This is a genomic window from Phycisphaerae bacterium (genome assembly GCA_035384605.1).
Classification (GTDB): domain Bacteria; phylum Planctomycetota; class Phycisphaerae; order UBA1845; family PWPN01; genus JAUCQB01.
Genome location: DAOOIV010000017.1, coordinates 51,585 through 62,597, shown reverse-complemented (window position 1 = coordinate 62,597; position 11,013 = coordinate 51,585). Strand labels below are relative to the sequence as shown.

Annotated in this window: 6 protein-coding genes; 2 read left to right on the top strand and 4 right to left on the bottom strand. The window is 61.2% G+C overall.

Annotated features, from left to right (window positions below; translation table 11 throughout):
- Positions 1-198: 198 nt before the first annotated feature.
- From PLL20_06525 to PLL20_06510, 4 genes are all read right to left on the bottom strand, one after another.
- A complete protein-coding gene (locus PLL20_06525) occupies positions 199-1,500 on the bottom strand; it encodes an O-acetylhomoserine aminocarboxypropyltransferase/cysteine synthase (protein ID HPD29630.1) in 1,302 nt (433 codons plus the stop codon).
- 214 nt (positions 1,501-1,714) lie between these two features.
- A complete protein-coding gene (locus tag PLL20_06520) occupies positions 1,715-3,475 on the bottom strand; it encodes a VCBS repeat-containing protein (protein ID HPD29629.1) in 1,761 nt (586 codons plus the stop codon).
- 115 nt (positions 3,476-3,590) lie between these two features.
- Entirely contained in the window at positions 3,591-4,310 is a 720-nt protein-coding gene (locus PLL20_06515; GenBank protein ID HPD29628.1) for a PEP-CTERM sorting domain-containing protein, read from the bottom strand.
- A 412-nt stretch (positions 4,311-4,722) separates the two neighbouring features.
- Complete coding sequence (locus PLL20_06510) at positions 4,723-5,670, bottom strand: hypothetical protein (protein ID HPD29627.1); 948 nt, start codon at positions 5,668-5,670, stop codon at positions 4,723-4,725.
- Positions 5,671-6,294: 624 nt separating this feature from the next.
- On the opposite strand from PLL20_06510, the gene alaS reads away from it, so the two are divergent.
- Both alaS and PLL20_06500 read left to right on the top strand, forming a co-directional pair.
- A complete protein-coding gene (gene alaS, locus PLL20_06505) occupies positions 6,295-8,949 on the top strand; it encodes an alanine--tRNA ligase (GenBank protein HPD29626.1) in 2,655 nt (884 codons plus the stop codon).
- A 741-nt stretch (positions 8,950-9,690) separates the two neighbouring features.
- Positions 9,691-10,935, top strand: coding sequence for a hypothetical protein (locus PLL20_06500; protein HPD29625.1), 1,245 nt, complete (start codon positions 9,691-9,693; stop codon positions 10,933-10,935).
- Positions 10,936-11,013 lie beyond the last annotated feature (78 nt).

The following is an 11,013-nucleotide window of genomic DNA, read 5'->3' as shown; positions in this document are numbered from 1 at the left end:
CCCAAGGCCCCAGAATGGATTCTGGGGCCAGCAGCAATGGATTCTGGGGCCAGCGAGAATCACCGCTGCTTCCGGAGTTCACCGGTGGTGAGGTTCATGGGCAACGGCAAAACACGGCTCACTCTCAATTCTACATTCACAATTCTGCATTCCCCGGCGTTGCCGTATGCAACGCTGGGGTAAAGCCACCGGCTCGTTTTACTGTGATGCCGCCAGGGCCTGATCGATGTCCGCGATGATGTCCTCGACGTCCTCGATGCCGATCGACAGTCGCACGTATTCCGGCGTGACGCCGGTCTGTGCCTGCTCCTGCTCGGTCAGTTGCGAGTGCGTCGTGCTGGCCGGGTGGATGCACAGCGACTTGGCATCGCCGATGTTGGCCAGGTGGGACAGCAGCTTGACCGAGTTGATGAACTTCTTGCCGGCCTCCAGCCCGCCCTTGATGCCGAAGCCGAGGATCGCGCCGCACCCTTTCGGCAGATACTTCTTCGCGTGCGCGTGGTCTCGATGATCCGGCAGGCCCGGATAGTTGACCCACTGCACCGCCGGGTGGCCCTTGAGATGCTGGGCGACCTTCATGGCATTCTCGCAGTGCCTCGCCATCCGCAGGTGCAGCGTCTCCAGTCCCTGGATAAAGAGAAACGCCGCGAACGGGCTCATGCAACTGCCCATGTCTCGCAGGAAGTGCGTTCGGCACTTGATGATGTACGCGATGTTGCCGATCGGCTTGAGGGCATCGGCGAAGACCACGCCGTGATACGACGGGTCGGGCTCGCAGAACTCGGGCCACTTCTTGCGGTCGGCCGTCCAGTCGAACTTGCCCGAATCGACGATGCAGCCGCCGACGTGCGTGCCGTGGCCGCCGATGAACTTCGTGCAACTGTAGATGTTGATATCCACGCCGTGGTCGAAGGGTCGCAGCAAGACCGGCGTCGTCACCGTGTTGTCGCAGATGACCGGCAGGCCGAGGCTATGGGCGACCTTGGCGATCTCGGCGTAGTCGGGCACGTCGTTCTTGGGGTTGCCGATCGATTCGATGTACACGCAGCGGGTGTTGGCGTCGGCCAGCTCGCGGATCTCCTCCGGCCGCGATGGGTCGAAGAACCTGGGCGTGATCCCCAGCTTGGGGAAAGTCTGCGTGAACAGCGTCCAGGTCCCGCCGTAGAGGCTGGTCGCCGAGATGAAGTTCTGCCCGGCGTGGCAGATGTTGAAGATCGCGATGTAGATCGCCGACTGCCCGCTGGAAACCGCCAAGCCGCCAACCCCGCCATCCAACGCGGCCATGCGCTTCTCCAGGACGTCGTTCGTCGGGTTCATCAGACGGCTGTAGATGTTGCCGAACTCCTTGAGCGCAAAGAGGTTGGCAGCATGGTCGGTGTCTTTGAACACGTAGCTGGTTGTTGCGTAAATGGGCACCGCCCGGGACAGCGTCGTCGGGTCCGGATCCTGTCCGGCGTGAAGGCATCTGGTTCCAATACCGGCCTTGGCGAGGTCTGGCATCGTGTCACTCCTTGTCAAACTGGACTCCCGGAATCACCAGCCGTGCGCATCCAAGATATTGCCCTGAACAGAGTTAAAGCGAAAAGGGTCTCGGCTGCGGGCTACATCGTTCGGTGCCGCATCATCGACCCGCGATGAGACAATATAGGCCCGCGCGATTCAGCAGACCAGTTGCAGCACCTTTCGGCTATGCGTAACGGGTGACCGACAGACTTCATTCCGCGCAGCCCGGATCGGCCGGCACATCGGGACCGCTTATGCATCGGTGGAAGACGAGCATATCCGCCTCATCTACGTCGTCATCCGCGTCGAGGTGCGCCTTCTGGCAATCAGGCAGTGCCTGCACGGCGCCCCGGCCACTGAGGCAGGCCTGCATGTGGCCAAAGTCTTTCTGATCGACGTCGCCATCCCGGTCGCAGTCGCCGGGGATGGGGGGTGGGCATCCGGTTGCATCAACTGGTGAATGAGGGATTGTGCCTGCGCAATGGTCACAGACATCCCCGACCATGTCCGCATCAGCGTCCGCTTGATCAGCGTTGGACGTGGTGGGGCAATTGTCGCCGGTGTTGAGTGCGCCGTCGCCGTCGACATCATCGTCGCACGCATCACCGATGTCATCCTCGTCAAGATCCTCTTGAGAAGGGTTGGGAACAAGCAGACAGTTGTCAGAGGCGTCAGGCACTCCATCGTGGTCCGTGTCCAAGGGAGTGATCGTGGGGTTCTCATACCAGATCACACCCAGACCGCGGCTGTTGGGCGGCTCGTTCTCTTCGGTAGTGATGACGTCGAGATCGCCGTCGCCGTCCAGATCCGCAAGAGCAACGATGTCGAATTTTTCGCCTGCCGGTCCGCTGATTTCGTGATCCTGCCAGACAGGATCGGTGGGAGCGTTAGCGTAGGAAAGCCATACCATGCCGGACAAGGGACTGGCAGCCGCGGCAAAGGAAAACACGATGTCCGGATCACCGTCAAGGTCGATATCGCCGACGTTGCAGCCCTTGGCGGCGCCGGTATCAGGAGGTTTGGCTATGGGATATTCCTTCCAGGAATTCGAGACCCGATCTGTTCGCCGGAAGAAAGAAAGCCCCCCGACGCCTTGCGTTGGGACAATCAGGTCATCCAGTCCATCACGGTCGAGATCCTCGATCACACTGAGCATGGCCTGCTTGCCTTGTGCACCGATGAAATGGTTAGGCCACGGACTCATCTGCAGCGGGCTGCCGGTGCCGGGATTCTCCAGCCAGCGGGCACCTTGCAGGCCGGCGTTATTGTACCGGTCGGTGACGATGACGTCGCCGTCGCCGTCGTTGTCGACGTCGTAGGGTATGAGCGACATGGTCCAAGCGACCTCGGACATGACGTGCATGTTCCAGGCGGCCAGGTTGCGCCGGTTGCCTGCCGGGCATTCGAACCACGCGATCTTGGGCGCGGTACCCTCGCCGCCGGACACCAGATCGATTCCGTTACTCCCGTCCACATCCATGGGAACGGTAAACATCCACCCATGGCCTATCGACGCTGGGATCTTTACTGTTTCCCACAGACCGGGGTTCAGGTAGTCGCCCGGGTTGGCGGGGGCCCAATGGACAAACAACGTCTGGCTACCCTGGCCGGCGCTTACCACATCGACGGCCCCGTCGTCGTCCAAGTCGACGAAAACGGCATCTTCAGTGCTGCCGGCCTGTCCAACGGTAACCGCCGGCCAGGCGGTCGTGACCGCCGCATGGCCCGGGTGTATATACGCGCGGACCGCGTTGCCCTCTTCCCATCCCGTGGTGATATCCGGCAGGCCGTCACCGTTGACGTCTGCGAGCCGCACGCCATCCGCCCCGGAGAGGGAGTTGTCGATCACGTGCATGGCCCACGGAGCCCCGCGGTTGGCTCGAGCGACGACGGGCCGGTCGACCAGGACTGCAAACGCGGCAACAATAGGCAAACCGGCTGACAGGCGACGGTGGCGGAACAGTGAGTCCATTTGTCAGTTTCCCTGCATCAGACAAGCCCAAGCGATGCCTGACCATGCATGAAAAGGGCCGCCCGGTTCAGACGGCCCCTTTCGGTCGTTGTTGTTGCGGCGCGGCGCCCCCACCCTACCGACGGCGAAGCATCAGGAGCAGGCCGCCGAGGCAAAGCATCCCAAGGGCGCCCGGTTCCGGTATTTCCGTCAGCTTCAACTGGTTGAGGAAGAACTTGTTGCGGTCCCCGTTGTGTGGTCCTGGGGTCACAGTGACGCGCATCTGTCCATCGCTGCCCACACGGATGTCGGCGAATTTGGCCACATAGCCCGTGTCCGTATTGACGCCGGTGTCAAACTCAACCCAGTCCGGGCCTATCCAGGGAGCACCGATCGAGCTCTGATTGACGAAAGAATCCACACCCGAGATCGCGAACTTCGCCGTGCGATTGGGGTTTGCTCCCCGATTGCCGGTCACCACCACCGTGTAAAGCTTGTTCGGATCCAAGCCACTGAAGTCCAGATTGACCCAAGCATCCGGGGAATCCGCAGATTCCTTGATGAAATCGTCGCTGATAATCTTCTGGTCGAACTCAGCGAGGGCGTCACCCCCGCCAAAGTAGTCAGGCACTTCGGGCTTGCTTAGCGTGGAAACCAGGTATCCGCTCACCTGGAGCATGACGCTGGTATTTGTGCCCGTGTCGTAGTCCTTGAGCAGTCCTGAGCCATTAAGACCGATACTCGTGGCGTTGGGCGGGCTAAACCCCGCGAGGTCGTTGTACGCAACAAAGTCGGCGTGGGCCAGGTTCAAGGACAACAAGCCAAAACCCAGTAATACGCCTGCCGAGATCTTCATATTCTCCTCCTTTCAAGGCAAAGCCGCATACACCGCCGGCCACGCGGCCACGAAATCGCTCCTACGTGCTCCACAGATGTGTAACATCCGATCTTCCAGCGCTCAGGCTGCATCAGCTTCTTGCCTGGTGACCTTGCGCTTTGGCCGCTCGCCGGGCAGGCGTGCGAGTTGTAGCCGGCCAGACAGGACACCCCCGTCGGCCACGACTATCAGGGTAATAGCGCCTTCTGAGCACACAAGATCGGACGCGATTATCCTACCGCGCCGTTGCTCCCACTGCAATCTATTTCTAAGAAAAGAGCGGATCTGGCACCCCCCCACAACCCTGGGTCGCGAATCGTAACCCGTTGCTGGTCAGGCATCTGCGGAATCGGGCGTTCGCCTTGCCAAACCGGCATCGCGGGTTGCCGGACTACGGCTGGGCCCGGGCGATCTCGCATTCAGGATCGGAGGCAATGCCAGGGCCCGTGGCACAAGCCTCGAACCGATCCCAGTCCGTCTGGTCGATGTCGCCGTCTCCCGCCCCGTTCTCGTCGCGGTCGAAGCACTCGCACCCCGCCGGCACCCCGCCGCCGACGCCCGTCAGGCACATCTGGAAAACGGCAAAGTCCGCCTGATCAACATCACCGTCGCCGTCAGAGTCGGCAAAAGGCGTGTTGCATGGCATGCCGCTTTCGACGAGCTTGAGCTGATTCAGGTACCATTTTCCTATGTCAGCGGGGTCGATTTGAGCGTTGTGCGGCCCGGGGGCCACCCGGATCGTCATATCCCCGTCGTTACCGCATCGGATCTTCGTAAACCTGGCCACGAACCCCTCATTCTGATAACTATTGTGACCGGTGTTGAATTCGACCCAGTCCTCTCCCCGCCAGGGTGCGCCGGCAGAACTCTCATTGACGAAGGACTCAACGTCAGAGATGCTGAAAATGGCCGTGCGGCTCGGGTACGCATTTGCCAGGGTGCCGCGGCTACCAGTAATCACCACCGTGTAAAGGCGATTGGGATTAAGCCCGCTGAAGGAGCATGTCACCCAGGAGTTTGGATTACCGGCCGGCTGATCGCGGTGACGAATGTAACCGTCGTTGTTGACGATCGTTCCGAACTCGACGAGTGCGTCACCGTCCTGAAAATCGTCTACGCTCTTGGTATCAGATGCGACCTCAGAGCCTTCCACGGTCAGTGTGACCGGCGTATCCATCCCGGTTTCGTAATCTTTGAGCAGGCCTGACTGCGAGAGATTGATGGCCGTCACATTCCCGGAACTGCTTCCTGCTAGATCATTGTAAGCCGTAAACTCGCCCGCTGCCTTGCCGGAGAGGCAGAACAGTACGCACAGGAAGGAGATCGGTATGCTTCTCATCGTTTCGCCTCCGGAGAAATATGCCGTATCGCCGAGATGGCATAAGAGATCATCGAAGAGCTCGATACACGATGAGTGTATCTCGCCCTTCTCAACAACGCAAGACCGTATGCGTTGTTCTCGGTTGTTTTGGCACGGATATTCTTAGCTGAACCACCGCTCTGCCGGCAACCTCAGAGTCCTGGCGATAAAGCCGGAGACGGGTTTGCGCAAAAGTCGTCACCGCACCACAGCCGGAATCCCCGGCTCCTTCGGCCCGATTGTAGATCAAAGCGTCCTTCCACTTGCGAAAACAGCGCCGGACGGTTGCTTGATGGAAGAAAGCGGGCTGGGGGCCCTGGGCGGATGGGTCGTAGGGTCGGCGGGTCTTGCCGCTTCAGCTCGACCACCGAGGCACGGTGTTGCCCCGACCGGTGGTTAGCCCTGACCCGAACAAGCCCACGAAAGGCTACGCATCTGCCGAGGACACCAAACCGTCGTCCGCCTGAGGTCCCACTTCATGATCCGGCTTCGTTCGGCTAGAATACCCTGTCCCGGCACCCGGGAACCCCTGACGAGGGCGAGGCTTACGGCTGCTTGGCCCGCCGGGTTTCCAGGGCGGTTTTCGCCGGACAGGAAACATTCATGGAGTATCGAACGGCAGACCAGATACGACAAGAGTTTATCGCCTTCTTCGAGGGCAGGGGCCACACTGTCGTTCCGTCCTCGCCGGTGGTGCCCATCGACGACCCGACGCTCATGTTCGCCAACGCGGGCATGAATCAGTTCAAGGACGTTTTCTTGGGTACCGGCAGCCGGCCCTACAAGCGGGCGGTCGATACGCAGAAATGCATCCGGGTTTCCGGCAAGCACAACGACTTGGAGGAGGTCGGCCGCGACACCTACCACCATACCTTCTTCGAGATGCTCGGCAACTGGTCGCTGGGCGACTACTTCAAGCGCGAGGCCATTGCCTGGGCGTGGGAACTGCTCACCGAAGTGTGGGGCCTGCCCAAGGATCGCCTCTACGCCACCGTCTTCGGCGGTGATCCGGAGGAGAAGCTCGCGGCCGACGATGAGGCCGCCCGGCTCTGGACCGAGGTGACCGATATCGATCCGGCCCACGTGAAGCGATTCGGCAAAAAGGACAACTTCTGGGAAATGGGCGTCACCGGACCATGCGGCCCGTGCAGCGAGATTCACATCGACCTGACGTCCGACGGCTCAGGAGAGAGTCTGGTCAACTCCGGCGACCCCCGGGTCATGGAAATCTGGAACCTGGTGTTCATCCAGTTCAACCGCGACGAATCCGGCAAACTGTCGCCCTTGCCGGCCAGGCACGTGGACACCGGGATGGGCTTCGAGCGGATCGTCGCCGTGCTCCAGGGCAAGAGGAGTAATTACGACACCGACGTGTTCGCTCCCCTCATCAATAGAATCTGCGAGTTGACCGGACACAGCTATACCGCCAGGCTCGATTCGAACACGGACATCGCTATTCGCGTGATCGCCGATCACGCCCGAATGCTGACTTTCGCGATCACCGACGGCGCCAAGCCCAGTAACGAAGGCCGCGGATATGTCCTGCGCCGCCTGCTGAGGCGCGCGGCCCGCTTCGGTCGTCAACAGCTCGGCCGGCACGAGCCGTTCATTTATAAGCTCGTGCCGACCATCGTGCAGACCATGGGGCACGTTTTCCCCGAACTGAAAGAACGTCCGGAGAAGGTGGCCGAACTGATTCGCGACGAAGAAGCCGGCTTCGGACGCACGCTCGATCGTGGCATCGCTCTGTTCGAAGAGGCTGCCGCCGGCGGCAAGTCGATCTCGGCGGAATACGCCTTCAAGTTGTACGACACCTACGGCTTTCCGATCGACCTGACCGTCCAGATGGCCGGCGAACGCGGCATCAGGGTCGACGAGGCGGGTTTTGTTCGTCTGATGTCCGAGGCCAAGGAGAAGGCCCGGGCCGGGGCGAAGAAGCACGTGATGGTGGCCATCGACGGCGAACTGCCGGTCACCGATGACGCCCCGAAGTACGACGGGCGGCAAACCGAGGCTAAGATTGTCGGCTGGGTGAAGAACAACGCGCTCGTCTGCTCGGGCTCGCTGTCGCCCGACGACGGCGAGGTGGCCGTGGTACTGGATCGAACCTGTTTCTACGCCGAGCAGGGCGGACAGGTGGGCGACGCCGGGAAGATCATCACCGGCACCGGCGTGTTTGACGTGGCGATCACGGAGAAGCTTGGCGACGGCATCCTTCACATCGGCACGGTCACCGACGGCCGAATCGAGGCCGGTCAGTCGGCCCGGCTCGAAGTTGACGCCGCCCGAGATCTGACCCGCAAGAACCACACTGCGACGCACCTGCTACACTGGGCTCTCTGCCGGGTGCTCGGCGACCACGTGAAACAGCACGGGTCGGTGGTCGATCCGGACCGCCTGCGATTTGACTTCGACCACGGCAGCCAGATTGCGCATGAGGATCTTCAGGAAGTCGAACGACTGGTCAACGAGAAAGTCTGCGCCGATCTGCCGGTGACCACTCGCGTTTTGCCGATCGACGAGGCAAGGAAGCTGCCGGGGGTGCGGGCGTTTTTTGGCGACAAGTACGGCGACACCGTTCGCGTGATCATCATCGGTGACGGCTTCTCAACCGAATTCTGCGGCGGGACGCATTTGTCCCGGACCGGCGAGATTGGTTTCTTCAAAATCCTTGGTGAAGAAGGCATCGCCAAGGGCGTTCGCCGTATCACCGCCGCCACCGGCCCGCGAGCGGTCGAGGCAGTGCAGCAGCTTGAAAGAACCGCTCGCCAGGTGGCCGGCATCCTGAAGGCGGGCTATGACCAGTTGCCCGATCGTATCGCGGGACTCCAGGAAGAGATCAAGAAACTGCGCCGGCAACTGGCCAAGGGAGCGGCCGCTGATGTCAAGAGCGTCCGACAGGAGCTTCTGGATAAGGCCGAACGGGCTGGTGGAACTGCGATCATCGTCGGCGAATTGCCCGAAGTACCGATTGAACAGGTTCGTGAGGCCGCCGACTGGCTGCGGACCCAGGCCGGGTCGGCCGCGGTCTGTTTGGCGGTCTGCAACGATGGCAAGCCCATGCTTATTGCCGCCATGACCGACGATTTGGTCAAGAAAGGTCTCAAGGCCGGCGAGTTGATCCAGAACATCGTCCCGGCCATCGAAGGCCGCGGCGGCGGCAAGCCCAACCTCGCCCAGGCCGGCGGAGTCAATCCCGGAGGCATACCTGAAGCTCTGTCCCTGGCGACCGAGTGGATCAGGCAAAAGCTCGCCTGATTGTTGGCCTCACGTGGAGAGAGGGCCACCTCCTCCATGCGATCAGTGGCAGCCCGAACCAGCACGGTGATTCCGTGCTCGCACACCCAAGAGCCAACGGGTTCTTGGACGCATCCGCAAATGTCAACCACAGGCAGGAGTCATGATGATAACGTCCGGACCGAGTGTCAGGCCTCCGGCCGGGGGGTGTGCATGAGTCCCCATAACAGGCTGGCAAGGCCGCCGGCGGTCATCACCACGCCGGCAATCAAGTTCATCAGCACCTTGCCCGACTCAATCTTTTCCACCAGGGGGCAACAGCACAAGAATGCCGATCAGCGCAAGAATGATGCCGTTAGCCCAAGTTGAACCGCCCAAGGCGATTCCAGGTCTTTTTGGGGGTGTCGAACTGCACTAGCGCGGCTGCGGGTGCGGTTTTCGTTTCGCCAAGGCCGTGCAGTCACGACCTCAGCATTTGCTAACATCGTGAAGGGATACAGGCTTACAGTGGCAACTGGATGTGTCGCTGACCACGACCAGCGGATGCTTCGGAACTCGCAGAGGACCGCAAAATGCAGTCACGACTCTCGAACATAAACGGCCCTGACGCTATCCCCAAGGCGATTCTGGGCTCACAAGTGTTCAACTTGGGCTAACAAAGCCTTCGTTTCCAATCCCGCATTTGCCAATCTCCATTTCGCGGCGTTGCAGTATGCATCGCCGGGGTTAATATGGCTCGGCTTCTTGAGGAGGATAATAAACGTGATCGCGGAAAGACCGCTGCGTTGGCCGATGGCCATTCTGCTGATTCTGCCCGCCACCGCCATCGGCGCGCCGGTGATGATCGAAGCGATTCCCGGTCAGGCCGAGTTGGGCACGGTCGAGATCCACGGCGTCTCGGCAGGCCCGTTCGATCCTGCCATCTGGCGATCCGGCTCGCTCAACCTGGTGCCGGACATCAGGCATCCTCTCCTGGCTCCTTGTCAGGGTGGCGGGTTCCGCAACATCTACGCTCCCTCGCCGGTCGAAGTGCCCGGCGGATGGCGGCTGTTCTACGGGGCCTGGGACGGCGTCCAATCCGGCAACGACCGAATCTACAGCCGGTTCACCGCGGACTTCATCGACTTCGGCGAACGGCGTATCGAGATCGAGCACGGCACCTTCATTCACGTGTGCAATGTCAACGCCGTCCGCCTGCCCGACGGTTCCTTTCGTATGGCGTGCACGGCATATCCGGATACCAACGGCCAGAACAAGCCGGCCATCTTCACCAGCCCCGACGGCAGAGCTTGGAACGACAAACCGGCACCCTATCCGGCGACCGCGAGCGATATCATTCAGATCGAAGGCTATCCCAACTACGACGCGGCCGACATCAACGGCATGAACGTGCTGCGACACGAAAACGGCAAGTACCGCCTCTATTTCGGTGACTTCAAGGCCCGCCTGCAGGTTCACAGGGCATCATCCGACGACGGCCGCCGCTTCACGTACGACGGCGTCAGCCTCGATGCCGCCATGATGGTCAACGACGTCCGCGACTTCATCGTTGATGGTCAGCCTGTCTATCTGATGGCCCTTCACGCCAACACCAGCCGACTCTGGTACGCGCTCTCCGGCGACGGGATGGAATTCGAGCCGCAACGCGAGATGGCCGTCAGCCGCAGCGACGCCGACAAGTACATCGTCGCGGTCGGATGGGTCAGCAACGGCGACCGGCTTCTCGGGTTTGTCTATGGCGCTGGGGCCGTGCCCTCGCTCGACCGCAACCGCCTCTTCGCCCGCTGGCTGCAAAAGAAGCTCGTATTCACAGACCGACAAGGCAACACCCTCACTGTCGCTGGTGCTCTCGGACCGGACCGGCAGATCATCTCCATTCCGGCCCGCGAGACAGAGGGACGCCTTGAGATCCTCTCCGAAGACGGCAAAACCCGCCTGGGCGAGCCGCTCGACCTCAAGCTGACGGCCGGAGGCATGTACCGGCTCACATGGAGGGTGGCGCGCTAACGATTCGCCGAGGATCTTGCGTTCACTCGCTCCCCGATCAGGTCAACAAATCGGAACCACCGGCCCGAGAAAGAGCCC

What these genes read in the sequence shown, in the direction of transcription:
- PLL20_06525 (HPD29630.1), bottom strand. Translation starts at nt 1,500, where the DNA reads ATGCCAGACCTCGCCAAGGCCGGTATTGGAACCAGATGCCTTCACGCC.
- PLL20_06520 (HPD29629.1), bottom strand. Translation starts at nt 3,475, where the DNA reads ATGGACTCACTGTTCCGCCACCGTCGCCTGTCAGCCGGTTTGCCTATT.
- PLL20_06515 (HPD29628.1), bottom strand. Translation starts at nt 4,310, where the DNA reads ATGAAGATCTCGGCAGGCGTATTACTGGGTTTTGGCTTGTTGTCCTTG.
- PLL20_06510 (HPD29627.1), bottom strand. Translation starts at nt 5,670, where the DNA reads ATGAGAAGCATACCGATCTCCTTCCTGTGCGTACTGTTCTGCCTCTCC.
- alaS (HPD29626.1), top strand. Translation starts at nt 6,295, where the DNA reads ATGGAGTATCGAACGGCAGACCAGATACGACAAGAGTTTATCGCCTTC.